The sequence below is a fragment of the Variovorax sp. CF313 genome (assembly GCF_000282635.1).
In the GTDB taxonomy this organism is placed as follows: Bacteria; Pseudomonadota; Gammaproteobacteria; order Burkholderiales; family Burkholderiaceae_C; genus Variovorax.
Genome location: NZ_AKIW01000018.1, coordinates 42,402 through 65,589, shown reverse-complemented (window position 1 = coordinate 65,589; position 23,188 = coordinate 42,402). Strand labels below are relative to the sequence as shown.

The 23,188-nt window shown below is 64.5% G+C and carries 31 protein-coding genes and 1 tRNA gene; 8 read left to right on the top strand and 24 right to left on the bottom strand.

The features are described from left to right. Positions 1 to 105: 105 nt before the first annotated feature. Both PMI12_RS05940 and PMI12_RS05935 read right to left on the bottom strand, forming a co-directional pair. Complete coding sequence (locus tag PMI12_RS05940; protein ID WP_009124842.1) at positions 106 to 429, bottom strand: DUF1840 domain-containing protein; 324 nt, start codon at positions 427 to 429, stop codon at positions 106 to 108. An 11-nt stretch (positions 430 to 440) separates the two neighbouring features. Continuing rightward, positions 441 to 1,709: a class I SAM-dependent methyltransferase gene (locus PMI12_RS05935; protein ID WP_042672914.1), complete on the bottom strand. Its 1,269-nt coding sequence runs from the start codon at positions 1,707 to 1,709 to the stop codon at positions 441 to 443. 131 nt (positions 1,710 to 1,840) lie between these two features. Here PMI12_RS05935 and PMI12_RS05930 point away from each other — a divergent pair, with 131 nt between their 5' ends. Genes PMI12_RS05930 through PMI12_RS05905 form a run of 6 tightly spaced genes read left to right on the top strand, consistent with a single transcriptional unit; the run spans position 1,841 to position 8,772 of the window. Then, positions 1,841 to 4,216, top strand: coding sequence for a bifunctional salicylyl-CoA 5-hydroxylase/oxidoreductase (locus tag PMI12_RS05930; RefSeq protein ID WP_009124837.1), 2,376 nt, complete (start codon positions 1,841 to 1,843; stop codon positions 4,214 to 4,216). A gap of 1 nt (position 4,217) precedes the next feature. Then, positions 4,218 to 4,700, top strand: coding sequence for a MarR family winged helix-turn-helix transcriptional regulator (locus PMI12_RS05925; protein ID WP_009124835.1), 483 nt, complete (start codon positions 4,218 to 4,220; stop codon positions 4,698 to 4,700). Next, positions 4,697 to 5,551 (top strand): enoyl-CoA hydratase family protein, encoded by an 855-nt coding sequence (locus PMI12_RS05920; protein ID WP_009124832.1) that lies wholly within the window; start codon positions 4,697 to 4,699, stop codon positions 5,549 to 5,551. The genes PMI12_RS05925 and PMI12_RS05920 overlap by 4 nt, the downstream gene beginning before the upstream one ends. A gap of 4 nt (positions 5,552 to 5,555) precedes the next feature. Then, positions 5,556 to 6,749, top strand: a complete 1,194-nt coding sequence (locus tag PMI12_RS05915; RefSeq protein ID WP_009124831.1) for an acyl-CoA dehydrogenase family protein — start codon at positions 5,556 to 5,558, stop codon at positions 6,747 to 6,749. A 5-nt stretch (positions 6,750 to 6,754) separates the two neighbouring features. Next, positions 6,755 to 8,377, top strand: coding sequence for an AMP-binding protein (locus PMI12_RS05910; RefSeq protein WP_009124830.1), 1,623 nt, complete (start codon positions 6,755 to 6,757; stop codon positions 8,375 to 8,377). Then, positions 8,374 to 8,772: a RidA family protein gene (locus PMI12_RS05905; RefSeq protein WP_009124829.1), complete on the top strand. Its 399-nt coding sequence runs from the start codon at positions 8,374 to 8,376 to the stop codon at positions 8,770 to 8,772. The genes PMI12_RS05910 and PMI12_RS05905 overlap by 4 nt, the downstream gene beginning before the upstream one ends. 108 nt (positions 8,773 to 8,880) lie before the next feature. On the opposite strand, the gene PMI12_RS05900 is transcribed toward PMI12_RS05905, so the two are convergent. The 18 genes from PMI12_RS05900 to rplN all read right to left on the bottom strand — a co-directional run bounded on the left by PMI12_RS05900 (position 8,881) and on the right by rplN (position 17,811). Beyond that, a tRNA-Met gene (locus PMI12_RS05900) sits at positions 8,881 to 8,957 on the bottom strand. Between the two features lie 18 nt (positions 8,958 to 8,975). Then, entirely contained in the window at positions 8,976 to 9,374 is a 399-nt protein-coding gene (rplQ, locus tag PMI12_RS05895; protein WP_009124828.1) for a 50S ribosomal protein L17, read from the bottom strand. 91 nt (positions 9,375 to 9,465) lie between these two features. Next, complete coding sequence (locus PMI12_RS05890; RefSeq protein WP_009124827.1) at positions 9,466 to 10,455, bottom strand: DNA-directed RNA polymerase subunit alpha; 990 nt, start codon at positions 10,453 to 10,455, stop codon at positions 9,466 to 9,468. A 142-nt stretch (positions 10,456 to 10,597) separates the two neighbouring features. Beyond that, positions 10,598 to 11,221 (bottom strand): 30S ribosomal protein S4, encoded by a 624-nt coding sequence (gene rpsD / locus PMI12_RS05885; protein ID WP_009124826.1) that lies wholly within the window; start codon positions 11,219 to 11,221, stop codon positions 10,598 to 10,600. 130 nt (positions 11,222 to 11,351) lie between these two features. After that, complete coding sequence (gene rpsK, locus PMI12_RS05880) at positions 11,352 to 11,756, bottom strand: 30S ribosomal protein S11 (RefSeq protein ID WP_009124825.1); 405 nt, start codon at positions 11,754 to 11,756, stop codon at positions 11,352 to 11,354. A gap of 12 nt (positions 11,757 to 11,768) precedes the next feature. Further along, the gene (gene rpsM, locus PMI12_RS05875) at positions 11,769 to 12,134 is read right to left on the bottom strand and encodes a 30S ribosomal protein S13 (protein WP_013544105.1); all 366 of its coding nucleotides are present in this window, start codon (positions 12,132 to 12,134) and stop codon (positions 11,769 to 11,771) included. 23 nt (positions 12,135 to 12,157) lie between these two features. Continuing rightward, positions 12,158 to 12,271, bottom strand: coding sequence for a 50S ribosomal protein L36 (gene rpmJ / locus PMI12_RS28015; protein WP_013544106.1), 114 nt, complete (start codon positions 12,269 to 12,271; stop codon positions 12,158 to 12,160). 64 nt (positions 12,272 to 12,335) lie between these two features. Then, complete coding sequence (gene secY, locus PMI12_RS05870; protein WP_009124822.1) at positions 12,336 to 13,649, bottom strand: preprotein translocase subunit SecY; 1,314 nt, start codon at positions 13,647 to 13,649, stop codon at positions 12,336 to 12,338. A 27-nt stretch (positions 13,650 to 13,676) separates the two neighbouring features. Further along, a complete protein-coding gene (gene rplO, locus PMI12_RS05865) occupies positions 13,677 to 14,108 on the bottom strand; it encodes a 50S ribosomal protein L15 (protein WP_009124820.1) in 432 nt (143 codons plus the stop codon). Between the two features lie 11 nt (positions 14,109 to 14,119). Continuing rightward, positions 14,120 to 14,305, bottom strand: coding sequence for a 50S ribosomal protein L30 (rpmD, locus tag PMI12_RS05860; RefSeq protein ID WP_009124818.1), 186 nt, complete (start codon positions 14,303 to 14,305; stop codon positions 14,120 to 14,122). Positions 14,306 to 14,340: 35 nt separating this feature from the next. Next, entirely contained in the window at positions 14,341 to 14,859 is a 519-nt protein-coding gene (gene rpsE / locus PMI12_RS05855; protein WP_009124813.1) for a 30S ribosomal protein S5, read from the bottom strand. A gap of 18 nt (positions 14,860 to 14,877) precedes the next feature. Then, positions 14,878 to 15,243, bottom strand: a complete 366-nt coding sequence (rplR, locus tag PMI12_RS05850) for a 50S ribosomal protein L18 (protein WP_042672913.1) — start codon at positions 15,241 to 15,243, stop codon at positions 14,878 to 14,880. Positions 15,244 to 15,257: 14 nt separating this feature from the next. After that, positions 15,258 to 15,791: a 50S ribosomal protein L6 gene (gene rplF, locus PMI12_RS05845; protein WP_009124809.1), complete on the bottom strand. Its 534-nt coding sequence runs from the start codon at positions 15,789 to 15,791 to the stop codon at positions 15,258 to 15,260. A 24-nt stretch (positions 15,792 to 15,815) separates the two neighbouring features. Continuing rightward, positions 15,816 to 16,211: a 30S ribosomal protein S8 gene (gene rpsH, locus PMI12_RS05840; RefSeq protein WP_009124808.1), complete on the bottom strand. Its 396-nt coding sequence runs from the start codon at positions 16,209 to 16,211 to the stop codon at positions 15,816 to 15,818. Positions 16,212 to 16,231: 20 nt separating this feature from the next. Further along, positions 16,232 to 16,537: a 30S ribosomal protein S14 gene (rpsN, locus tag PMI12_RS05835; RefSeq protein WP_009124806.1), complete on the bottom strand. Its 306-nt coding sequence runs from the start codon at positions 16,535 to 16,537 to the stop codon at positions 16,232 to 16,234. Positions 16,538 to 16,545: 8 nt separating this feature from the next. Then, positions 16,546 to 17,085, bottom strand: a complete 540-nt coding sequence (gene rplE, locus PMI12_RS05830) for a 50S ribosomal protein L5 (RefSeq protein WP_009124804.1) — start codon at positions 17,083 to 17,085, stop codon at positions 16,546 to 16,548. 11 nt (positions 17,086 to 17,096) lie between these two features. Then, entirely contained in the window at positions 17,097 to 17,429 is a 333-nt protein-coding gene (gene rplX / locus PMI12_RS05825; RefSeq protein WP_009124803.1) for a 50S ribosomal protein L24, read from the bottom strand. A gap of 13 nt (positions 17,430 to 17,442) precedes the next feature. Then, complete coding sequence (rplN, locus tag PMI12_RS05820; protein WP_009124801.1) at positions 17,443 to 17,811, bottom strand: 50S ribosomal protein L14; 369 nt, start codon at positions 17,809 to 17,811, stop codon at positions 17,443 to 17,445. A 227-nt stretch (positions 17,812 to 18,038) separates the two neighbouring features. Here rplN and PMI12_RS05815 point away from each other — a divergent pair, with 227 nt between their 5' ends. Beyond that, positions 18,039 to 19,190 (top strand): esterase-like activity of phytase family protein, encoded by a 1,152-nt coding sequence (locus tag PMI12_RS05815; protein WP_009124799.1) that lies wholly within the window; start codon positions 18,039 to 18,041, stop codon positions 19,188 to 19,190. Further along, positions 19,187 to 20,044 (top strand): pyrroline-5-carboxylate reductase, encoded by an 858-nt coding sequence (proC, locus tag PMI12_RS05810; RefSeq protein ID WP_009124798.1) that lies wholly within the window; start codon positions 19,187 to 19,189, stop codon positions 20,042 to 20,044. The genes PMI12_RS05815 and proC overlap by 4 nt, the downstream gene beginning before the upstream one ends. Before the next feature lie 2 nt (positions 20,045 to 20,046). On the opposite strand, the gene PMI12_RS05805 is transcribed toward proC, so the two are convergent. The 4 genes from PMI12_RS05805 to PMI12_RS05790 form a co-directional block, all read right to left on the bottom strand. Then, positions 20,047 to 20,517: a MaoC/PaaZ C-terminal domain-containing protein gene (locus tag PMI12_RS05805; protein WP_009124797.1), complete on the bottom strand. Its 471-nt coding sequence runs from the start codon at positions 20,515 to 20,517 to the stop codon at positions 20,047 to 20,049. 10 nt (positions 20,518 to 20,527) lie between these two features. After that, on the bottom strand, positions 20,528 to 21,427 hold the full coding sequence (ubiA, locus tag PMI12_RS05800; protein ID WP_193386534.1) for a 4-hydroxybenzoate octaprenyltransferase: 900 nt from the start codon (positions 21,425 to 21,427) through the stop codon (positions 20,528 to 20,530). Then, positions 21,417 to 21,992: a Dps family protein gene (locus PMI12_RS05795; protein ID WP_009124795.1), complete on the bottom strand. Its 576-nt coding sequence runs from the start codon at positions 21,990 to 21,992 to the stop codon at positions 21,417 to 21,419. Before PMI12_RS05795 ends, ubiA begins: the two co-directional genes overlap by 11 nt. 140 nt (positions 21,993 to 22,132) lie before the next feature. Then, positions 22,133 to 23,098: a LysR substrate-binding domain-containing protein gene (locus PMI12_RS05790; protein WP_009124794.1), complete on the bottom strand. Its 966-nt coding sequence runs from the start codon at positions 23,096 to 23,098 to the stop codon at positions 22,133 to 22,135. Between the last annotated feature and the right edge of the window lie 90 nt (positions 23,099 to 23,188).

Here is a 23,188-nt window from a genome sequence, read left to right as displayed (position 1 = left end):
GCACTTCGTGTCGCTGGCGCCAACCCCCTTGCAGGGGGCAACGCCTGCGGCCCGGCAAAGCCGGTTCCGCGGCGTTTCGCGACTGGAACCGTTCGATCTGGTCGATCAGGTCTTCCAGGTCACGTCTTTTTTCTCGGCCAGCGAATCCTTGAGCATGTGCAGCAGCGGGATCGCACGCTGGTGCAGCCCGACATGCTGCTTCTCGGCCTCGCTGGCGTGGCCTTCGACCGCATAGTCGTCGTTGTTGTGCACGTTGGCGGCCTCGCGCGCCAGCGCAGCTTCGAGGGCCGCAATGGCGCCCGGGATCTGCTCGACCGTGATGATGCCTTGCGGCGCAATCGCCTTGCCGACGATGTCGAACAACTGCCGGGCATGCACTTCGAGCATCACGAAGTCGGGAGAGGCTCGGGACTGGAATCGATAGAGCATGGTGTTCTCACTCACTTGTAGATGTAGTCACGGGCAAAAGGGTACACCGATTGCGCCCCGCGCAGAACGCCGTGTTCGACCTTGCCGTCTGGCTTGGTGGACAGCATCTGGTGCAGCGAGATCCAGCCCTGCTCGAAACTCATGGCCGAGCCTGCGAGGTAGAGACGATAGGCCCGCAGGATGCGCTCGGCGTTGTCGCTCTGGCGGCCGCCGCTGCGCCGCAGCACTTCGCGCGCGGCGTCGAGCTGCGCCTCCAGCGCGTCCGACCAGGCCCAGAGCGTGCGCGCATAGTGCGGGCGCAGGCTCTCGGTATCGACCATCTCCAGGCCGGCCGCGGCCGTCTCGCGCAACACGTGCGTCACGTGCAGCAGTTCGCCGCCCGGGAAGATGTACTTCTCGATGAAGTCGCCCATGCCGGCGCCGAGCTGGCGGTAGTTGAGTTCACCCGAGGTGATGCCGTGGTTCATCACCAGCCCGCCCGGCCTCAGCAGCGAATGGATCTTGCGGAAGTAGGTCGGCATGTTGGCCGCGCCCACGTGCTCGAACATGCCGACCGAGGAAATCTTGTCGAAAGGCTGGTCGACCGACAGCTCGCGGTAGTCGCGCAGTTCGACGCGCACGCGGCCCTGCAGGCCCTTTTCCTCGATCAGGCGCTGCACGTACGCGTGCTGGTTCTTCGACAGCGTGATGCCGGTAGCGTCCACGCCGTAATGCTCGGCCGCCCACAGCAGTAACGCGCCCCAGCCCGAGCCGATGTCGAGATAGCGCTCGCCCGGCTGCAGCATGAGCTTGCGGCAGATGTGGTCGAGCTTGGCTTCCTGCGCCTGCGCCAGCGTGAGATCGGGCGTACGGAAGTACGCACATGAATAGACCCGGCGCGCGTCGAGCCACAGCGCGTAGAAGTCGTCGGACACGTCATAGTGGAACTCGATCTGGGCCGCATCCTTGCGCAGCGAATGCGAGCCGTGCGACTTGGCCATGTGCTGAAGGCGGCTCCACCAGCCTGTGTCGGTTTCGGCCGGGTTGCCGGGCAGCATGCCGACCGTGGCGTCGATCAGGTCGCGCATGGCCCCCTCGATCTGCACCTTGCCCTCGACATACGCCTCACCGATGGCGCCCACCTGCCGCGCTGCCAGCTTGGCGAGCACGGCCCACTCCTTGAAGGCCAGCGTGACGCGGGCTCCCGCCTGGGCAACACGCCGGCCATCGGGCAGTTCCAGCGCGATGGGGACAGGCAGCGAAGCCAGCTGCGACTCGATCTTGGGTATCAAGTTTTGCATGGAGCCCATGGTATTGATTTTTCAAAGTTTTTGCATGACTGCCCTTGTCGGCCGAAGCCGCGACCCGCGCGCCGGACGGCCGTTACGAATCGCCATTGACAGCAGATTGTTTATGTCTAAACTATTGAACCATGAACAGCCTAAGCCCGGTCAAACCCGCTCCCGCCTCGGACCTCCAACGCATCCTGTGCATCGGCGGCGGGCCGGCGGGCCTGTACTTCGCCCTGTTGATGAAGGCGCGCAACCCCGCGCTGCAAATCACGGTGGTGGAACGCAACCGCCCCTTCGACACCTTCGGCTGGGGCGTGGTGCTGAGCGACCAGACGCTGGGCAACCTGCACGCGGCCGATGCGCCAACCGCGGCGCTGATCGGCAACGAGTTCCACCACTGGGACGACATCCAGGTCTTCTTCAAGGGCCGCCAGGTGCGCTCGGGCGGCCACGGCTTCTGCGGCATCGGCCGCAAGCGGCTGCTGAACATCCTGCAGGAGCGCTGCCTGGCACTGGGCGTCGAGCTGGTGTTCGAGACCGACGCCACCGACGACCAGGCGATCGCCGCGCAGTACAAGGCCGACCTCGTGATTGCCAGCGACGGCCTCAACAGCCGCATCCGCCAGCGCTATGCCGACGTGTTCAAGCCCGACATCGACCTGCGCAACTGCCGCTTCGTGTGGCTGGGCACGCACCAGACCTTCGACGCCTTCACCTTCGCCTTCGAGCAGACCGAGCACGGCTGGTTTCAGGCGCATGCCTACCAGTTCGACGACAAGACCTCGACCTTCATCGTCGAGACGCCCGAGGCCGTGTGGAAGGCCCACGGTCTCGACCAGATGGAGCAGCCCGAGGCCATCGCCTTCTGCGAGAAGCTGTTCGCCAAGTACCTGGGCGGCCACCCGCTCATCAGCAACGCCACGCACCTGCGCGGCTCGGCCAACTGGATCCGCTTTCCGCGCGTGGTGTGCGAGCGCTGGACGCACCGCATCGACGTCGAAGGCCGCTCGGTGCCCGTCGTGCTGATGGGCGACGCCGCGCACACGGCGCATTTCTCGATCGGCTCGGGCACCAAGCTCGCGCTGGAAGACGCGATCGACCTGGCCAACGAGTTCGCGCAGGGCGGCACGGTCGACCATGTGCTCGAAGGCTACGAGGCGCGCCGCAGCGTCGAGGTGCTGAAGATCCAGAACGCCGCGCGCAACTCCACCGAGTGGTTTGAGAACGTGCCGCGCTACACGGGCATGCAGATCGAGCAGTTCGCCTACTCGCTGCTCACCCGCTCGCAGCGCATCAGCCACGAGAACCTGCGCGTGCGCGACACGCAGTGGCTCGGCGGCTACGAGCAGTGGCTCGCAGGCGGCAAGGCGATGGCGCCGATGCTCATGCCCTACAAGGTGCGCGGGCTCACGCTGAAGAACCGCATCCTCGTGTCGCCGATGGCCACCTACAGCGCGGTCGACGGTGTGCCGCAAGACTTCCTGCTGGTCCACCTGGGCGCACGTGCGCTCGGCGGCGCCGCGATGGTGTTCGTCGAAATGACGAGCCCGACGCCCGAAGGCCGCATCACGCCGGCATGCACGGGCCTGTACAACGACGCGCAGCAGGCCGCCTTCAAGCGCATCGTCGATTTCGTGCACACGCAGTCGAGCGCGAAGATCGCCATGCAGCTCGGCCACAGCGGCCCCAAGGGCTCGACCCGCGTGGGCTGGGAAGGCACCGACGAACCGCTCGAAAGCGGCAACTGGCCGGTGCTCGGCGCAAGTGCCGTGCCTTACGGCGAGCAGAACCAGTTGCCCGCAGCGATCACCCGCTCCGAGATGGACACGCTGCGCGAGCAATTCGTAGCCTCCACCCGCCGCGCCGCCGAATGCGGCTTCGACTGGCTCGAGCTGCACTGCGCGCACGGCTACCTGCTGTCGGCCTTCATCAGCCCGCTCACCAACCTGCGCACCGACGAATACGGCGGCGACATCGAGGCGCGCTGCCGCTACCCGCTCGAAGTGTTCCGCGCCATGCGCGCGGTGTGGCCCGCCGACAAGCCGATGAGCGTGCGCATCTCCGCGCACGACTGGGCGCCCGGCGGCAACACCGATGCCGATGCGATCGTGGTCGCACGTCTTTTCAAGGAAGCCGGCGCCGATTTCATCGACGTGTCGTCGGGCCAGACCACGCGCGCCGCGAAGCCGGTGTACGGGCGCATGTACCAGACGCCGTTCTCGGACCGCATCCGCAACGAGGTCGGCATCTCGACCATCGCCGTGGGCGCCATCACCGACGCCGACCAGGCCAACAGCATCATTGCCGCCGGCCGCGCCGATCTCTGCGCCGTGGCCCGCCCGCACCTCGCCGACCCCGCATGGACGCTGCACGAGGCCGCAAAGCTGCAGAGCCGCGACGTCGATTGGCCCAAGCAATACCTGAGCGGCCGCGACCAGATGTACCGCGAGATCGCGAAGCAGCAGCAGATGGCCGCGGCTGCAGTGACGGCACAGAACAACGAGGAGACGCACTGACATGGACCTCGAAGCCCGCGCCCACAGCGAACACCCCGAGGCCCTGCGCCTCTGGCTGCGGCTCCTGACCTGCACCCAGCTCATCGAGAAGCAGGTGCGCAACGAACTGCGCTCCCAGTTCGCCACCACGCTGCCGCGCTTCGACCTGATGTCGCAGCTCGAGCGCTCGCCCGACGGGCTGAAGATGAACGAGCTCTCGCGCCGCATGATGGTGACGGGCGGCAACGTGACCGGCATCACCGACCAGCTCGTGGCCGAAGGACTGGTCGAACGAATCAACGTCGAGGGCGACCGGCGCGCGTGGCGCGTGCGGCTCACCGCGCGCGGGCGCAAGCTCTTCAACGAGATGGCGCAGCAGCATGAAGACTGGATCGTCGAGGCCTTTGCGGGCCTCAGCGGCAAGGAGATCGCGCAGCTCCACAAGCTGCTCGGCAAGGTCAAGCAACACTCACACAACCAACTATTGATGGCGGAGACCGAATGAAGCACTACATCGGCGCAGGCAACCCCATGCGCGCGCAATTCGAGGCGAAGGCGGCCTACAAGGCCGAGCACTTCGCGTGGAGTTTTGAAGCCGGTGTCGGCACCATCACGCTGAACCGGCCCGAGCGCAAGAACCCGCTGACCTTCGACTCGTACGCCGAACTGCGTGACCTGTTCCGCGCACTGGCCTACGCCACCGACGTGAAGGTCATCGTCGTGACTGGTGCGGGCGGCAACTTCTGCTCGGGCGGCGACGTGCACGAGATCATCGGCCCGCTGACCGGCATGCGCATGCCCGAGCTGCTGGAGTTCACGCGCATGACGGGCGACCTGGTCAAGGCGATCCGCGCCTGCCCCCAACCGATCGTCGGCGCCATCGACGGCGTGTGCGCCGGTGCCGGCGCGATGATCGCGCTGGCCTGCGACCTGCGCTACGGCTCGCCCGCCACGCGCACCGCATTCCTGTTCACGCGCGTGGGCCTGGCCGGTGCGGACATGGGCGCGTGTGCACTGCTGCCGCGCGTGATCGGCCAGGGCCGTGCGTCGGAACTGCTGTTCACCGGCCGCGCCATGACCGCGCAGGAAGGCCATGCCTGGGGCTTCTTCAACGCCCTGCACGAAAGCGATGCGTTGCTCGAAGCCGCCATCAAGGTGGCGCGCGACCTGGCGGAAGGTCCGACCTTCGCGCATGGCATGACCAAGACCATGCTGTCGCAGGAATGGTCCATGACCATCGACCAGGCCATCGAGGCCGAGGCGCAGGCGCAAGCGATCTGCATGCAGACCGAAGATTTCAAGCGGGCGTACGAGGCCTTTGCGGCCAAGCGCAAACCCGTGTTCGGTGGAGATTGACGCGATGATGACCAAAGCACCTGCACCGCCATCGACCGCGCACCTCGCGCTGCCGTTCTTCGACGATGCACATCGCGCATTGGCCGATGGCCTGCTGCCCTGGGCCGCCGCGCAGGAGGTGGACGAGCGCGACGATCGCGCGGCGTGCCGGGACTGGGTGAAGCGGCTCGGCGACGGCGGCTGGCTGCGCTATGCCGTGCCCGGCAGCGCTGGCGGTGCGCTCGAGCGCCTCGACTCGCGCGCACTCGTGCTGCTGCGCGAGACGCTGGCCTTCCATTCGCCGCTCGCCGACTTCGCCTTCGCCATGCAGGGTCTCGGCAGCGGTGCGATCACGCTCGCTGGCACGCCAGAACAGCATGCAAGCTACCTGACTGCCGTGGCGAAGGGCAGCAAGATCGCGGCCTTCGCGCTCAGCGAACCCGAGGCAGGCTCCGACGTGGGTGCAATGGCCATGCGCGCCGAAACGACCGCCGACGGCTGGCGCCTGAACGGCGAGAAAACCTGGATCAGCAACGGCGGCATCGCCGATTTCTACTGCGTGTTCGCGAAGACCGATCCCACGGGCGGCACGCGCGGCATCACGGCCTTCATCGTCGACGCGACGACGCCCGGCCTCGACACCTCCGCGCACATCGACGTGATGGCACCGCATCCGCTCGCCACGCTGCGTTTCGAGAACTGCATCGTGCCGCGCACGGCGCAGCTCGGCGAACTCAATGGCGGCTTCAAGCTCGCGATGCGCACGCTCGACATCTTCCGCGCCTCGGTGGCGGCGGCAGCGCTCGGCATGGGTCGCCGCGCACTGGCCGAAGCCATCTCGCATTCGAAGAACCGCCGCATGTTCGGCCAGACGCTCGCCGACTTCCAGCTCACGCAGGCCAAGCTTGGCGAGATGGCCGCGCTGATCGACAGCGCGGCGCTGCTCACCTACCGCGCCGCATGGATGCGCGATGACGCCGAGCAGCGCGGCGCGCCTGCGGTCGGCGATGTGTCAGCCGCTGCCGCGATGGCCAAGATGTGCGCCACCGAGAACGCCAGCCGCGTGATCGACATGGCACTGCAGATGCATGGCGGCCTCGGCGTGAAGGTTGGCACGAAGATTGAGAGCCTCTACCGCGACATCCGCTCGCTGCGCATCTACGAAGGCGCGACGGAGGTTCAACAACTGATCATTGGCAAATCCGTTCTGCGGGGATAAACACCGTGTCTGCCCAAGTCGACCGCTTCGTTCACGACCGCCTGCCGCCCGCCGAGCAGCTGCCCGTCTTTCGCTACGACCTGCCCGAGCTGCAGTTGCCCGACCAGCTGAACCTGGTCGAGGAACTGCTCGACAAGGCCGCGTCGAAGGGCTTCGGCGACAACCCGATGCTGCGTTCACCGCAGGGCACGCTGACGTACGCGCAGGCCGCCATCGAAGTCAACCGCATTGCGCAGGTGCTGACCGAGGATCTCGGACTCGTGCCGGGAAATCGCGTGCTGCTGCGCGGCGGCAACTCGGTGGCCATGGCTCTGTCGTGGCTCGCGGTGGTGAAGGCCGGACTGATCGCGGTGGCGACGATGCCGCTGCTGCGCGCAAAGGAGCTGGGCGACATCATCGAGAAGGCGCAGCCCGTTGCTGCGCTGTGCGATGGCCGCCTGCTCGACGAACTCGCGATCGCACAGCGCGAGCACCCCGTGCTGGCCACCGTGATCGCATTCAACAGGCCCGAAGCGCCGGACTCGCTCTCCGCGCGCGCGGCGAAGAAGAGCGGCGTGTTCACGGCCTGCCCCACGGCTTCCGACGACGTCGCGCTGCTGGCCTTCACCTCGGGCACCACGGGCAAGCCCAAGGCGCCCGTCACCACGCACCGCGACGTGCTCGCAATGTGCGAGACCTGGCCGCGCCACGTGTTGCGCGCGCGCAGCGACGACATCGTGATCGGCTCGCCGCCGCTGGCTTTCACCTTCGGGCTCGGCGGGCTGCTCGTGTTCCCGATGTGGGCCGGCGCTTCGGTGTACTTTGCCGACGCGCCGTTCACACCAGAAGGGCTGGTGAAGCTCATCAACGAGGTGGGCGCGACGATCTGCTACACGGCGCCGACCTTCTATCGCCAGATGGCGCCCTTCGTGAAGCAGCACGGCATGCCCAGCCTGCGCATCAGCGTGAGTGCGGGCGAGGCGCTGCCCGACGCCACACGCCAGCTGTGGAAAGAAGCCACCGGCATCGAGATGCTCGACGGCATCGGCGGCACCGAGGTGTTCCACATCTACATCTCCGCCGCGGGCGGCGACGTACGCCGCGGCGCGGTGGGCAAGGTGGTTCCCGGCTTCACCGCCAAGGTGGTGGACGACGAAGGCAACGAAGTGCCGCGCGGCACGGTTGGCAAGCTTGCGCTGCAAGGCCCGGTGGGCTGCCGCTATCTCGACGATCCGCGCCAGGCCGACTACGTGAAGAACGGCTGGAACTACCCGGGCGATTCCTTCGTGCAGGACGACGACGGCTATTTCTTCTACCAGGCGCGCGCGGACGACATGATCATCACAGCCGGCTACAACGTCGGCGGGCCGGAGGTCGAAGACGCGCTGCTGAAGCACCCGGCGGTCGCCGAGTGCGGCGTGATCGGCAAGCCCGACGCCGACCGCGGCATGATCGTGAAGGCATTCTGCGTGCTCAAGCCAGGGCACGAAGGCGATGCGGCCCTCGTGAAGGCGCTGCAGGACCATGTGAAAGCGACGATCGCACCGTTCAAATACCCGCGGGAGATCGAGTTCGTCGCGGTGTTGCCGCGCACCGAAACCGGCAAGCTCCAGCGATTCAAACTGAGACAACTCAACACCACACCATGATCAACAAACTCCTGCAGCCTGAAGGCTGGCTGCCTCCCAAGGGCTATGCAAACGGTGTCGCTGCACGCGGCACGATGCTGTTCGTCGGCGGCCAGATCGGCTGGAACGCACAACAGCAGTTCGAGTCGGACGACTTCATCGAGCAATGCGGCCAGGCACTGCGCAACATTGCCGAGGTGTTGCGCGCAGGCGGCGCGGGCCCCGAGCACATGGTGCGCATGACCTGGTACGTGACGGACCGCGACGAATACAGCCGCCGGCTCTCCGAGCTCGGCCCCGTCTATCGCGATGCCATGGGCCGCAACTTCCCGGCCATGACCTGCGTGCAGGTGGCGGCGCTGGTCGAGCACCGCGCGAAGGTGGAAATCGAAGTCACGGCAGTCATTCCCGACTGATTGGGCGGCAATGGCCGGCGGAAATAAAAATGCCCTCTTCGAGAGGGCATTTTTTAATTCACCGACAAAAGAAAAAAGGCCCTTTGAAATTCAAAGGGCCTTTTAAATTGGTTGCGCGAGCAAGATTTGAACTTGCGACCTTTGGGTTATGAGCCCAACGAGCTACCAGGCTGCTCCATCGCGCGGCAAGATGGAATTATAACTTATTCTGCAGCGCTTTGCTCGGCTGCTTCTTCTTTAATTTCAGCACGGTCGACCAGTTCGACGAGCGCCATCGGGGCATTGTCGCCCACGCGGAAACCCATCTTCAGGATGCGGGTGTAGCCGCCCGGACGCGCTGCGAAACGCGGGCCGAGTTCGCCGAAGAGCTTGACGACGCTGTCGCGGCTGCGCAGGCGGTCGAAGGCCAGGCGCTTATTGGCGAGCGTGGGCTTCTTGGCGAGCGTGATCATCGGTTCGATGACGCGGCGCAGTTCCTTGGCCTTGGGGACCGTGGTCTTGATGACTTCGTGCTCGATGAGCGAATTCATCATGTTCTGCAGCATCGCGAGGCGGTGCGAGCTGGTGCGGTTGAGTTTGCGGAGTCCGTGTCCGTGACGCATGGTGCTTTCCTTTACTTTATAAAAACAGGCAGCCGTGTCAGGTACTGCCCGGTGCACTGGCCCTTTCAGGGGCCAAATTCAAAAATTCAAATCAACGCTTGTCGAGACCGGCCGGCGGCCAGCTTTCGAGCTTCATGCCCAAGGTCAGGCCGCGCGAGGCGAGCACTTCCTTGATTTCGTTGAGCGACTTGCGACCCAGGTTCGGGGTCTTGAGCAGCTCGTTTTCGGTGCGCTGGATCAGATCACCGATGTAGTAGATGTTTTCGGCCTTCAGGCAGTTGGCCGAACGCACCGTCAGTTCGAGTTCGTCGACAGGGCGCAGCAGGATCGGATCGAATTGCTGTGCGCTGCGCGGTGCGGGTGCATCGAATGCAGCGAGTTCGCCGCCTTCGAGCTGCGCAAACACGGCGAGCTGTTCGACCAGGATTTTAGCCGAAGCGCGCACGGCATCTTCGGCGGTGATCGCACCGTTGGTCTCGATTTCGACCAGCAGCTTGTCCAGGTCGGTACGCTGTTCGACACGGGCGCTTTCGACCGTGTAGCTCACGCGCTTGACCGGCGAGAACGAGGCGTCCAGGACGATGCGGCCGATCGACTTGGTCGGCTCGTCGGCGTAGCGGCGCATCGTGCCGGGCACGTAGCCGCGACCCTTTTCAACCTTGATCTGCATGTCGAGCTTGCCGCCTTGCGACAGGTGCGCGATCACGTGGTCGGGGTTGATGATCTCGACGTCGTGCGGGGTCTGGATGTCCGATGCCAGGACCGGACCTTCGCCGTCCTTGCGCAGGCTCAGCGTGACTTCGTCGCGGTTGTGGAGCTTGAACACCACGCCCTTGAGATTCAGCAGGATGTTGACGACATCTTCCTGCACGCCGTCGATCGACGAGTACTCATGCAGAACGCCGGCGATCGTGACTTCGGTGGCCGAGTAGCCCACCATGGACGACAGCAGAACGCGACGCAGCGCGTTGCCGAGCGTGTGGCCATAGCCGCGCTCGAAAGGCTCGAGCGTCACCTTGGCCTTGTTGGCCGCAAGTTGCTCGACCTGAATGGTCTTGGGTTTCAGCAGGGTGGTTTGCATGCAGACTTCCTCTCAATACCCCCGGCTCGTTACACCGGTAAGGCTGGTGAAGCACCTGATCCGCGACGAAGCGCGGAGCAGGAACGTGAACAACAATAACAATCTCCCGCACGCGCCGAAGGGCGGGTGCGGGTAGAAAAAATCAACGCGAATACAGTTCGACGATCAGCGATTCGTTGATGTCGGCTGCGAATTCGTCGCGATCGGGCACCTTCTTGAACGTGCCTTCGGCCTTGTCGGCATTCACATCGACCCAAGCCGGGATACCGACTTGCTGGGCGAGTTGCAGCGCTTCGACAATGCGGTTCTGCTTCTTGGACTTGTCGCGCACGGCGATCACGTCACCGGTCTTGACCAGGTACGACGGGATGTTGACCGACTGGCCGTTCACCGTGATCGCCTTGTGCGACACGAGCTGGCGTGCTTCAGCGCGGGTCGAGCCGAAGCCCATGCGGTAGACGACGTTGTCCAGGCGCGATTCGAGGATGAACAGCAGGTTGGCGCCGGTGTTGCCACGGCGGCGATCGGCTTCTTCGAAGTAGCGGCGGAATTGCTTTTCGAGCACGCCGTACATGCGCTTGACCTTCTGCTTTTCACGCAGTTGCAGGCCGTAGTCGGAAGTGCGCTGACCCGAGGTGCGACCGTGCTGGCCGGGCTTGGAGTCGAACTTGGCCTTGTCCTGGATCGAACGGCGGGCGCTCTTCAGGAACAGGTCGGTGCCTTCACGGCGGGAAAGTTTGGCCTTGGGGCCGAGGTAACGTGCCACGATTCTTCCTTTGTGTATCTGCCGCAGTTGCCTGCGGGAGCCACTTGCGAAACGCGAGTGGCGGTGGGCTTAGATAAAAAACAAATGCGCAGCCGCTATTCAAAGCCGGCTGCGCCTTGCGGACTGACGATCAGATGCGGCGACGCTTCTGGGGACGGCAGCCGTTGTGCGGAACGGGCGTCACGTCGGCAATGGAATTGATCCGGATGCCGAGCGCAGCCAGTGCGCGCACCGACGATTCGCGACCGGGGCCCGGGCCCTTGATCTCGACGTCGAGGTTCTTGATACCTTGTTCGACAGCAGCACGGCCGGCCACTTCGGAAGCGACCTGCGCAGCGAACGGGGTCGACTTGCGCGAGCCCTTGAAGCCCTGGCCACCCGACGAAGCCCACGACAGGGCATTGCCCTGGCGATCGGTGATCGTGATGATGGTGTTGTTGAACGAGGCATGCACGTGGGCGATGCCGTCCGCAACGTTCTTGCGAACCTTCTTGCGAACGCGCTGTGCGGCGTTGTTTGCAGGTGCTTTAGCCATGCTTGTCTATCCTTATTTCTTCAGGGACTGCGCTGCCTTGCGCGGACCCTTGCGGGTGCGGGCATTGGTGCGCGTGCGCTGGCCGCGCATCGGCAGGCCGCGACGGTGACGGAAGCCGCGATAGCAGCCGATGTCCATCAAACGCTTGATGTTCATCGTCGTCTCGCGACGCAGATCGCCTTCGATGGTGAACAGAGCGATCTGGTCGCGGATCTTCTCGAGATCGGCGTCGGTCAGATCCTTGATCTTCTTCGAATATTCGATGCCGCTCGCTTCGCAGATCTGACGGGCGCGGGTGCGACCGATGCCGAAGATGGCGGTCAGGCCGATTTCAGCGTGCTTGTGCGGCGGAATGTTGATGCCAGCAATACGTGCCATGTGCGTCCTCTAATACTCTTCAATCAACCCTGGCGCTGCTTGTGGCGCGGGTCGGTGCAAATCACACGCACCACACCTTTACGGCGGATGACCTTGCAATTACGGCAGATGGTTTTGACCGAAGCCGAAACTCTCATTTCATTCTCCTAAAACTGTTTAACGTGGCGGTCTACCGCCCGGACTCAATACTGCAACACAGCCCTACGATGTCTTGAAGTTCGCCTTCTTCAGCAGCGATTCGTACTGCTGGGACATCATGTAGTTTTGCACCTGGGCCATGAAGTCCATCGTGACGACCACGATGATCAGCAGGGAGGTACCACCGAAGTAGAACGGCACGTTGTACTTCAGGATCAGGAACTCGGGCAGCAGGCAGACGAAGGTGATGTACACCGCGCCGGCCAACGTCAGGCGAACCAGAATCTTGTCGATATAGCGAGCGGTCTGGTCACCCGGGCGAATGCCAGGAATGAATGCACCACTCTTCTTCAGGTTGTCGGCCGTTTCCTTGCTGTTGAACACGAGTGCCGTGTAGAAGAAGCAGAAGAAAACGATCGCGGCAGCATACAACAGCACGTAGATCGGCTCGCCAGGACGCAGTGCGCCGGCAACGTCCTTGATCCAGCGGAAACCGCCTTCACCGGTGCTGAACCAGCCAACCACCGTTGCGGGCAGCAGGATGATCGACGAAGCGAAGATCGGCGGAATCACACCGGCCATGTTCAGCTTCAAGGGCAGGTGCGACGATTGGCCGCCATAGACCTTGTTGCCGACCTGGCGCCGCGCATAGTTCACGAGGATCTTGCGCTGGCCGCGTTCCACGAACACCACGAAGTAGGTGACCAGCACCACGACAGCGATGATGAAGAGCGCAATGATCGGATTCATCGCACCGGTCGTCACCAGCGAAGCCAGGCCGCCGATGGCGTTGGGCAAACCGGCCGCGATACCTGCAAAGATCAGGATCGAGATGCCGTTGCCCAGGCCGCGCTCGGTGATCTGTTCGCCGAGCCACATCAGGAACATCGAACCTGCCGTCAGGCTCACCATGGCGGTCAGGCGGAAGCCGAAACCGGGGGCGATGACCAGACCGGCCGACGACTCGAGGGCCACTGCGATGCTGAACGACTGGAACAGTGCCAGACCCAGCGCGCCGTAGCGCGTGTACTGCGTGATCTTGCGGCGGCCGGCCTCGCCTTCCTTCTTCAATTGCTCGAAGGTCGGAAGCACGTAGGTCATCAGCTGCATGATGATCGACGCCGAGATGTACGGCATGATCCCCAACGCGAACACGGTGAAGCGCGACAGCGCACCGCCCGAGAACATGTTGAACAGGCTCAGAATGCCGCCCTGCTGGCCCTGGAACAACGCCGCCAGCTGGTCCGGGTTGATACCCGGCACAGGAATGTGCGCGCCAATCCGGTAGACCACGAGCGCGAGCAGCAAAAAGACGAGCCGACGACGGAGGTCGCCGAACTTGCCTGTTTTTGCGATCGTTGCCGCGTTAGTTGCCACGAAGAACTTCTTTCAGTCCGATGGTGATCAGGCGATGCTGCCGCCGGCCGCTTCGATAGCAGCCTTGGCGCCAGCCGTTGCGCCCACGCCCGTCAGCTTGACGGCCTTGGTGAGTTCACCGGTCTTGACGACCTTGACGACCTTGGCGAGCTGGCCCACGAGGCCGGCTTGCTTCAGCGCCAGGACATCCACTTCAGCCAGACCGAGCTGCTCGAGGGCAGTCAGCGTGACTTCGGCGTTGAACTTCAGCAGGTGCGACTTGAAGCCACGCTTCGGCAGGCGACGCTGCAGCGGCATTTGACCGCCTTCGAAGCCGACCTTGTGGAAACCGCCTGCGCGCGACTTCTGACCCTTGTGACCGCGGCCTGCGGTCTTGCCGATGCCGGAGCCGATACCGCGGCCGACGCGACGCTTCGCGTGCTTGGCGCCGGCTGCCGGCTTGATGCCATTGAGTTCCATATCAGTCTCTCTTACAGAACCTTGACCAGATAACTGATCTTGTTGATCATGCCGCGCACCGCCGGGGTGTCCTGCAGCTCGCTCACGCTGTTGAGCTTGCGCAGGCCGAGGCCACGCACGGTCGCGCGATGCGATTCCTTGGTGCCAATCGGGCTCTTGACCAGTTGCACCTTGAGGGTTTGTTGTTGCGTCGTCATTTGAATGCTTCCTTCAGCCTTGCGAGAGCTTGCGCTCAGGCGAAGATTTCTTCGACGGTCAGGCCGCGCTTGGCAGCCACATCGGACGCGGTCGTCGAGTTCTTCAACCCGTCGAGCGTGGCGCGAACCATGTTGTAGGGGTTCGACGAACCATGGCTCTTGGCCACGATGTCGGTGATGCCCATGACTTCGAACACGGCGCGCATCGGGCCGCCGGCGATGATGCCAGTACCCTTCGGGGCGGGGATCATGACGACCGAAGCGGCGCCATGGTGACCCGTCACGCGGTGATGCAGCGTGCCGTTCTTGATCGGAGCCTTGAACAGGTTGCGACGGGCTTCTTCCATTGCCTTCTGCACTGCAGCAGGCACTTCCTTCGACTTGCCCTTGCCCATGCCGACGCGGCCGTCGCCGTCGCCCACGACGGTGAGTGCTGCGAAACCGAGGATACGACCACCCTTCACCACCTTGGTGACGCGGTTGATCGCGATCATCTTCTCGCGCAAACCGTCTTCAGGGCCTTCGTTCTGCGTTCTTGCTTGAATCTTTGCCATTTTGAATCTCGTGTCCGGTTAGAACTGCAGACCGGCTTCGCGAGCCGCCTCGGCCAGCGCCTTGACGCGGCCGTGGTACGCAAAACCTGCGCGGTCGAAGGCGACCTTCTCGACGCCGGCAGCCTTCGCCTTTTCAGCGATGCGCTTGCCGACGGCGGTCGCAGCAGCGGCATTGCCGCCCTTGCCCGAACCGCCGAGCGAGGTACGCACTTCGGCTTCGGCCGTCGATGCGGTTGCAATCACCTTGGTGCCGTCGTCGGAGATGACGGTGGCGTAGATGTGCAGGTTGGTGCGGTTCACCGTCAGACGGGCCACGCCCTGCGTCGCGATGCGGATGCGGGTCTGGCGCGAGCGGCGAAGACGCTGTGCTTTTTTGGTCAACATCATTTTGCTGCCCCTTACTTCTTCTTGGTCTCTTTGATCACGATCTTCTCGTCCGAATAACGGATGCCCTTGCCCTTGTAAGGCTCAGGCGGACGAACAGCGCGGATCTCAGCGGCGATTTGACCAACGCGCTGACGGTCAGCACCCTTGATCACGATTTCGGTCGGGGTCGCGGTGGCCACCGTGATGCCTTGAGGCATGTCGATGTTGACCGGGTGCGAGTAACCGACTTGCAGGTTCAACTTGTTGTTGGAGGCTGCAGCCTTGTAGCCGACGCCGACCAGGTTGAGCTTCTTCTCGAAGCCCTTGGTCACGCCAACCACCATGTTGTTCACCAGCTGGCGGATCGTGCCGCTCATCGCATTCGCTTCACGCGATTCGTTGGCGGGTTCGAAATTCAGCTTGCCGTCATTGCTGACGATCTTGACCAGTGCATTGCGCGCGAGGTTGAGCGTGCCGCCCGTGCCCTTGACGCTGATCTGGTCTTCCTTGATCGACACATCCACGCCAGCGGGGATGGTGATCGGCATTTTTCCTACTCGGGACATTTCAGTGACTCCTCGATGTCTCGGTTAGGCGACGTAGCACAGAACTTCGCCGCCGACACCGGTGGCGCGCGCCTTGCGGTCGGTCATCACGCCCTGGGGGGTCGTGACGATCGCAACGCCGAGGCCGTTCTGGACTTGCGGAATGGACGAGCTTGCCTTGTAGACGCGCAGGCCGGGGCGGCTCACGCGCTCGATGCGCTCGATGACCGGACGGCCAGCGTAGTACTTCAGAACAATTTCAAGTTCGCTCTTGCCGGCTTCGGTCTTGACCTGGAAGCCGTCGATGTAGCCTTCGTCCTTCAGGACTTGTGCGATCGCGACCTTCACCTTGGAAGACGGGACCGACACGGTGGGCTTCGCCACCATCTGCGCGTTACGGATACGCGTCAGCAGGTCGGCAATGGGATCACTCATGCTCATGTTGTTTGCTCCTGCCTGGCTTACCAGCTGGCCTTGGTGACACCGGGGATGTCGCCAGCGAAGGCCAGTTCACGGATCTTGGCGCGAGCCAGACCGAATTGACGGAAGGTGCCACGGGGGCGACCAGTGATTTCGCAACGGTTGCGCTGACGCGTGGGGTTCGCGTTGCGCGGGAGCTTCTGCAGGCCCAGGCGGGCAGCAGCGCGCTCTTCGTCGGTCTTCTTCACGTCGTTGGAGATCGCCTTCAGTTCCGCGTGCTTCGCAGCGAACTTGGCAACCAGCTTGTCGCGCTTGAGTTCGCGCTGGATCAGGGATTGTTTTGCCATGATTCGCCTCAGTTCTTGAACGGGAAACGGAAACCAGCGAGAAGAGCCTTGGCTTCTTCGTCGGTCTTGGCCGTCGTCGTGATGCTGATATTGAGACCGCGCAGGGCGTCGACCTTGTCGTACTCGATCTCAGGGAAAATGATCTGTTCCTTGACGCCGATGTTGTAGTTGCCACGACCGTCGAAGGCACGACCCGAAATACCGCGGAAGTCACGAACGCGCGGCAGCGCGATGGTCACGAAACGGTCCAGGAATTCATACATCTGAACGCCGCGCAGCGTGACCATGCAGCCGATCGGTTGCATTTCGCGAATCTTGAAGCCGGCAATGGCCTTCTTCGACTTGGTCACCACGGGCTTCTGGCCAGCGATCTTGGTCAGGTCGGCGACAGCGTTGTCGAGAACCTTCTTGTCGGCGACTGCCTCACCCACGCCCATGTTGAGCGTGATCTTGGTGAGGCGCGGAACCTGCATCGGCGACTTGTAGCCGAACTTTTCCGTCAGGTCTTTCGCGATCTTTTCGCGATAGTGTTGTTGGAGACGTGCCATGTGAGTACCTCTTAGGCGAACTTGATTTCGTCGCCGCTCGACTTGAAGACGCGAACAGCCACGCGCTTGCCGTCGGCACCCTGGGTGATCTTGATGCCCACGCGATCGGCCTTGCCGGTCGCGGCATTGAAGATCGCCACGTTGGATTGGTGAATGGGCATGGACTTCTCGACGATGCCACCGGTCGTGCCCTTGAGCGGGTTCGGCTTGGTGTGCTTCTTGACGAGGTTCAGGCCTTCGATGACGACGTGCGAGTCATCCTTGCGCAGCGAGATGACGCCCCGCTTGCCCTTGTCACGACCGGCCAACACGATGACCTGGTCGCCTTTGCGAATCTTGTTCATGGCGTTGTTGTCCTTACAGAACTTCGGGTGCCAGCGACACGATCTTCATGAACTTCTCGGTGCGCAGTTCGCGCGTGACCGGTCCGAAGATGCGGGTGCCGATGGGCTCCAGCTTGGCGTTGAGCAGCACGGCGGCATTGCCGTCGAACTTGACGAGCGAACCGTCGGCGCGACGGATGCCCTTGGCGGTACGGACCACCACTGCACTGTAGATCTCGCCCTTCTTGACGCGACCACGTGGAGCGGCTTCCTTGATGCTGACCTTGATGACGTCGCCCACGCTGGCATAACGCCGCTTGGAGCCACCGAGCACCTTGATACACAGGACGGATTTCGCGCCCGTGTTGTCGGCCACTTCGAGCCGGGATTCAGTTTGGATCATTTCTTGATATTCCCAACTTGTACCGATGTGCATCCAGGAGGGAGGCACCGCGGTCAGTCTTGGGCCCGTCGTCCATGCCTCGAACCACTCGAGGCACTTCCGCTTTGGGCTGAAAGCTTCGCCTTTTGAAAGCGAAGCCAGCGATTGTGGCACGCACTACTGCCGATGTCAACAACCCCATTACATCACCGCGCGCTGGTACTAGACTCCAGGCGGTGCGCGACGCCTTGAATTCCTACCTTCCCCAGCCGAAGCGTCGGCGCGTGCTGGCGGGCGCGGCCGGCCTGCTGGCGCTGGGCCTGGCCGGCTGCCAGAGTGCCGCGCCGAACCCGGACCCCGGCCGGCTGCGGCGCATCGCGGAGGCCCGCTGGGCGCACCGCTTCGATATAGAGGGCACCGTGGCCGGAGGCCTCTCGGGCATCGACTACGACCCAATCCGAGGTGAGTACCTGCTTATCAGCGATGATCGATCGGACCTCGCGCCTGTGCGCTACTACATCGCCCGATGGCCCCAGCCGCAGGCCGCGCGCCCCGAGCCCCTCGGCGTGGTGCAGCTGCAACGCCCCGGCGGCGGCCCCTGGCCCAACAGGCGCCGGGCGGTCGAGGGACTTCCGGTTCCCGACCCCGAGGCATTGCGGCTGCGGCCTGCAACCAACACCTTGCTGTGGACCAGCGAGGGCGACATCGCCCGCGGCTTCGGCCCGGCGCTGTACGAGTCGGCTCGCGACGGCCGCTTTCTGCGTGAATTCTCCCTTCCGGCCATGTTCAGGCCCGACCCCGCCCAGCGCCGCGGCCCGCGCGACAACCTGACGCTCGAAGGACTGGCCCTCACGCCCGATGGCCGCTTCGCCTGGCTCGGCATGGAAAACGCCCTGATCCAGGACGGCCCCGAGCCCACCACCGGCGCCCCAGGCGGGCCTTGCCGCTTCACCCGGATCGATCTGGAAACCGGCCAGGCCGACCGCCAGATCGCCTACGTTCCCGACGCCATCCCCCTGCGCCCGCTGATTCCCGGCAGCTACGCCGACAACGGCGTGAGCGAGATCCTGATGCTCGATGCGGACCGCATGCTGGTGCTGGAGCGCGCCTACGCCACCGGCGCCGGCAATTCGCTGCGCCTGTATGAAATCGACACCCGTGCCGCCAGCGATGTGCTCGCCATCGACGCACTGGCGCCGGGCAACCACCGGCCGGCGGCCAAGACCCTGGTGGCCGACTTCGCCGCGCTCGGCCTGTCACGCCTCGACAACACCGAGGGCATGTGCTGGGGACCACCCCTGCCCGATGGCAAGCGCATGCTGGTCGTCGTGAGCGACGACAATTTCAATCCGCTTCAAATCACCCAGTTCGCCGCCTTCGAATACGCCGACCGACCATGACCATCGCCGTGACCTTCCTGCCCCGCACCGGCCCCGCGCCGCTGCCCCCCGTCGCCTTCATCGGAGGCGGCAACATGGCCAGCGCCATCATTGGCGGCCTGATCCAGCAAGGCACCCCGGCGGATGCGTTCGAGGTGGTCGAGCCCTTCGAGGAGGCCCGCACCAAGCTGGCCCAGTCCTTCGGCATCGCCGCGAAGGCCGACGCGGGCGAGGCGCTGTCGCGCTGCGGGGTGGTGGTGTGGGCAGTCAAGCCCCAGGCCTTTGCCGAAGCAGCCCGTCCGGTGCGCGGCTTCACTGAAGACGCGCTGCACCTGAGCGTGGCCGCGGGCATCCCGTCCGACAGCATCGCCCGCTGGCTCGGAACGGAGCGCGTGGTGCGCGCCATGCCCAACACGCCGGCACTCGTGGGCAAAGGGATGACGGGCCTGTACGCCCGACCCGGCGTCGAAGGGGCCGACCGCTCGCTGGTCGGGCAGCTGCTGGCGCCGACCGGCGAGCTGATCTGGGTCGACGCCGAATCGGCACTCGACGCCGTGACCGCCATGTCAGGCTCGGGCCCGGCGTACGTCTTCTATTTCATCGAGGCGATGACCGAAGCCGGCGTCGAGATGGGCCTGACGCCCGAGCAGGCCCAGCGGCTGGCCATCGGCACCTTCACCGGCGCCTCGGCGCTGGCGCACAGCGCAACCGAACCGCCGTCGGTGCTGCGCGAGCGCGTGACCTCCAAGGGTGGCACCACGTACGCGGCCATCACCTCGCTGCAGCAGGCCGACGTGAAGGCGCAGTTCAAGACCGCGATCCGCGCCGCGCAGAAGCGCGCCGCCGAACTGGGCGAGGAATTCGGCCGCGGCTGATTTCAGGCCGGCGGCAGCGCGCCGGGCCCGAGGAAGAACAGCCACTCGGCGGCCAGCGTGACGGTGCCGTCTTCCAGTTCGAGCAGCACCTCCTCCTTCACCATGAAGCTGTCGCCGGGCTTGGGCGTCACATCCACGATGTGCACGCGCGCCCGGAAGCGCGCGCCCACCGGCATCGGCCGCACGAAGCGCAGGCGGTCGAAACCGTAGTTCAGCGCGTAATTCGAATCGAAGGGCAGCAGCGTGCGCATGGCCTCACCGGTCAGCCGGACCAGGTGCGAGACCTGGAAGAAGCCCTGCACGATGGTGCCGCCGTAGTCCGCCTCGCGCGCCGCGCGCTCGGGATCGAGATGGATCCACTCGCCTTCGCCGTCGCCCGACAGCTCCGAATAGCGCTGGACCATCTCCTGCGTGATGAAGTGCCATCCGGAGAAGCCCTCCTGGCCGATCTTTCGCTTCAACTGTTCCAGCATGCGGGCACTCTCAGCGGACGGCGTAGCCGACCACTATGCCGGCGAACACCGTGAAGCCCAGCCAATGGTTCAGACGGAAGGCCTTGAAGCAGCCCTCGCGCGTGCGCTCGCGGATCAGCCGCCAGTGCCACAGCGCCTGCACCGCGGCCGCGGCGATGCCGGCGTAGAACAGCGTGCCCAGCGAGTTGCTCGCGCCGGCCCAGGTCCAGACTGCGAGGAAGATCGCGTAGCTCGCCATCACCGCCGCCACATCGAAGCGGCCGAAGGTGATGGCCGAGGTCTTCATGCCGATCTTGAGGTCGTCGTCGCGGTCGACCATCGCGTACTCGGTGTCGTAGGCCAGCACCCAGAACAGGTTGCCCGCCAGCAGCCACGCAGCGAAGACCGGCACGGTGGACTGCACCGCCGCGAAGGCCATCGGAATGCCGAAGCTGAAGGCAATGCCCAGCACCGCCTGAGGGACCGAGACGAAGCGCTTGGCGAACGGGTAGATCAGCGTGATGGCCAATGCCGCGAACGACCACAGCACCGTCGCGCGGTTGGTCGTGAGCACCAGCCCGAAGGCCGCCAACGCCAGCACCACGCCCAGCCCCAGCGCCTCCTTGACCGACATCGCGCCGCTGGTGACGGGCCGCTGCGCCGTGCGCTTCACATGGCGGTCGAAGTCGCGGTCGGCCACGTCGTTGACGCAGCAGCCCGCGCTGCGCATGAGGAAGGTGCCGAGCGTGAATACCACCAGCAGGTGCCAGCCGGGCCAGCCGCCCGCCGCGAACCAGAGCGCGCCCAGCGTGGGCCACAGCAGCAGCAGCCAACCCGCTGGACGGTTCCAGCGGATCAGGTCGAGGTACAACGCAAAACGCCCGCGAGGAGGCACGGGCGCGGTGGTGGGGGGAGCGGACTCAGTCTTCAAGGAGCGAACGCAGCATCCAGGCCGTCTGATCGTGCACCGTGCAGCGCGCGGTCAGCATGTCGGCCGTCGGGTCGTCGCCTGCTTCTTCGGCGACCGGAATGAATTCGCGCGCGATGCGCGACACGGTTTCGTGGCCCTTCACCAGGATGCGCACCATCTCCATCGCCTTGGGCGGGGTCTGCGGCACGTCGGGCACGGTGGCGATCTTGCTGAACTCGGCGTACGAGCCCGGCGCATAGTGGCCCAGCGCGCGGATGCGCTCGGCCAGCACGTCGGTCGCGCCCCACAGCTCGGTGTACTGGCCCATGAACATCGCATGCAGCGAGTTGAAGTGCGGGCCGGTCACGTTCCAGTGGAAATTGTGCGTGGTGAGGTAGAGCGTGTAGGTGTCGGCCAGCACGCGGCTCAGGCCTTCGGCGATGGCGGCGCGGTCCTGGCGCTCGATGCCGATGTTGATGATCGGCGCATTGCGGCTGCCCGACTCCTGCGCGACCACCGTGCCGCCCTTCTTGGGCACCTTGCCGGCGGAGGAGGCGGACGACGATTTCTTCGAGGCTTTGGCCATGGCGGGAAGTCTTTCTTCAAATTGGGAGGAGTGGACACCCCGATTCTGAAAGCCGGCATGCGGCTTCGCAACAGCGCCACTCTATCTCAGCGATCAACGATTCAGAACGGCCGGCGCGCAGGCCGACCCCGCAAATGCTGCTACGAAAGGCGCTTCACGCCCGGCAGCTCGCAGGCATAGATCGCGTTGCGCAGCGCCGCGATCGCCTCGTAGCGCGTGAAGGTGCGCCGCCATGCGAGCACCACGCGGCGCGTGGGCGGGTCGCGGTCCTGCGCGTCGCGCACCGGCAGGTAGCGCACCATCTGCTCGAGTTCCTTGCGGCCCTTGAGCTTGGGCTTGAGTGCATCGGCAGGCACCGACAGGCGCGGCACCAGCGTCACACCCATGCCCGAGGCCACCATGTGCTTGATGGTCTCCAGCGACGAGCCTTCGAAGCTCTTGCGGATGCCCTCAGCGTTGCTGGAGAAGCGCGCGAACTCCGGGCACACCTCCAGCACGTGGTCGCGAAAGCAGTGGCCGGTGCCCAGCAGCAGCATGGTCTCGCTCTGCAGCTCTTCCGAGGTGATCGATTCGCGGTCGGCCAACTTGTGCTTGTTGGGCAGAGCCGCCATGAAGGGCTCGTCGTACAGCGGCGCCATCGCGAGGCCGGTGTCGGGAAAGGGCTCGGCCATGATGGCGCAGTCGATCTCGCCGGCGCGCAGCATCTCGAGCAGCTTGACGGTGAAGTTCTCCTGCAGCACCAGCGGCATCTGCGGCGTGCGCGCGATCACCTGCCGCACGAGGTCGGGCAGCAGGTACGGCCCGATGGTGTAGATCACGCCCAGGTTCAGCGGACCGGCCAGCGGGTCTTTGCCGCGCTTGGCGATCTCCTTGATGCTGGCCGCCTGGTCGAGCACGCTCTGGGCCTGCTGCACGATCTGCTCGCCGAGCGGCGTGACGGTCACTTCGCCGGCGCTGCGCTCGAAGAGCTTGACTTCGAGCTCGTCCTCGAGCTTCTTGATGGCGACCGACAGGGTCGGCTGGGAAACGTAGCAGGCCTCGGCCGCCTTGCCGAAGTGCCGTTCGCGGGCCACCGCGACGATGTATTTGAGTTCGGTGAGAGTCATAGCTTGCGTCAATTATGCGCAAGGGTTTGTGACCCGACCGTATAGGGTTTTAGGAGCGCTCATCACGAGTCCCCTTCAAGCGGATATGGT

What these genes read in the sequence shown, in the direction of transcription:
- rpsH (WP_009124808.1), bottom strand. Translation starts at nt 16,211, where the DNA reads ATGAGCATGAGTGATCCCATTGCCGACCTGCTGACGCGTATCCGTAAC.
- PMI12_RS05790 (WP_009124794.1), bottom strand. Translation starts at nt 23,098, where the DNA reads ATGACTCTCACCGAACTCAAATACATCGTCGCGGTGGCCCGCGAACGG.
- PMI12_RS05925 (WP_009124835.1), top strand. Translation starts at nt 4,218, where the DNA reads ATGGACCTCGAAGCCCGCGCCCACAGCGAACACCCCGAGGCCCTGCGC.
- rpmJ (WP_013544106.1), bottom strand. Translation starts at nt 12,271, where the DNA reads ATGAGAGTTTCGGCTTCGGTCAAAACCATCTGCCGTAATTGCAAGGTC.
- rplQ (WP_009124828.1), bottom strand. Translation starts at nt 9,374, where the DNA reads ATGCGTCACGGACACGGACTCCGCAAACTCAACCGCACCAGCTCGCAC.
- rpmD (WP_009124818.1), bottom strand. Translation starts at nt 14,305, where the DNA reads ATGACGACGCAACAACAAACCCTCAAGGTGCAACTGGTCAAGAGCCCG.
- rplO (WP_009124820.1), bottom strand. Translation starts at nt 14,108, where the DNA reads ATGGAACTCAATGGCATCAAGCCGGCAGCCGGCGCCAAGCACGCGAAG.
- rpsE (WP_009124813.1), bottom strand. Translation starts at nt 14,859, where the DNA reads ATGGCAAAGATTCAAGCAAGAACGCAGAACGAAGGCCCTGAAGACGGT.
- rplN (WP_009124801.1), bottom strand. Translation starts at nt 17,811, where the DNA reads ATGATCCAAACTGAATCCCGGCTCGAAGTGGCCGACAACACGGGCGCG.
- PMI12_RS05920 (WP_009124832.1), top strand. Translation starts at nt 4,697, where the DNA reads ATGAAGCACTACATCGGCGCAGGCAACCCCATGCGCGCGCAATTCGAG.
- PMI12_RS05795 (WP_009124795.1), bottom strand. Translation starts at nt 21,992, where the DNA reads ATGGCCAAAGCCTCGAAGAAATCGTCGTCCGCCTCCTCCGCCGGCAAG.
- PMI12_RS05915 (WP_009124831.1), top strand. Translation starts at nt 5,556, where the DNA reads ATGATGACCAAAGCACCTGCACCGCCATCGACCGCGCACCTCGCGCTG.
- rplE (WP_009124804.1), bottom strand. Translation starts at nt 17,085, where the DNA reads ATGGCACGTCTCCAACAACACTATCGCGAAAAGATCGCGAAAGACCTG.
- rpsK (WP_009124825.1), bottom strand. Translation starts at nt 11,756, where the DNA reads ATGGCTAAAGCACCTGCAAACAACGCCGCACAGCGCGTTCGCAAGAAG.
- rpsN (WP_009124806.1), bottom strand. Translation starts at nt 16,537, where the DNA reads ATGGCAAAACAATCCCTGATCCAGCGCGAACTCAAGCGCGACAAGCTG.
- rpsM (WP_013544105.1), bottom strand. Translation starts at nt 12,134, where the DNA reads ATGGCACGTATTGCTGGCATCAACATTCCGCCGCACAAGCACGCTGAA.
- rplX (WP_009124803.1), bottom strand. Translation starts at nt 17,429, where the DNA reads ATGAACAAGATTCGCAAAGGCGACCAGGTCATCGTGTTGGCCGGTCGT.
- PMI12_RS05930 (WP_009124837.1), top strand. Translation starts at nt 1,841, where the DNA reads ATGAACAGCCTAAGCCCGGTCAAACCCGCTCCCGCCTCGGACCTCCAA.
- PMI12_RS05890 (WP_009124827.1), bottom strand. Translation starts at nt 10,455, where the DNA reads ATGCAAACCACCCTGCTGAAACCCAAGACCATTCAGGTCGAGCAACTT.
- PMI12_RS05905 (WP_009124829.1), top strand. Translation starts at nt 8,374, where the DNA reads ATGATCAACAAACTCCTGCAGCCTGAAGGCTGGCTGCCTCCCAAGGGC.
- proC (WP_009124798.1), top strand. Translation starts at nt 19,187, where the DNA reads ATGACCATCGCCGTGACCTTCCTGCCCCGCACCGGCCCCGCGCCGCTG.
- PMI12_RS05940 (WP_009124842.1), bottom strand. Translation starts at nt 429, where the DNA reads ATGCTCTATCGATTCCAGTCCCGAGCCTCTCCCGACTTCGTGATGCTC.
- PMI12_RS05935 (WP_042672914.1), bottom strand. Translation starts at nt 1,709, where the DNA reads ATGCAAAACTTGATACCCAAGATCGAGTCGCAGCTGGCTTCGCTGCCT.
- PMI12_RS05805 (WP_009124797.1), bottom strand. Translation starts at nt 20,517, where the DNA reads ATGCTGGAACAGTTGAAGCGAAAGATCGGCCAGGAGGGCTTCTCCGGA.
- rplR (WP_042672913.1), bottom strand. Translation starts at nt 15,243, where the DNA reads ATGTTGACCAAAAAAGCACAGCGTCTTCGCCGCTCGCGCCAGACCCGC.
- rplF (WP_009124809.1), bottom strand. Translation starts at nt 15,791, where the DNA reads ATGTCCCGAGTAGGAAAAATGCCGATCACCATCCCCGCTGGCGTGGAT.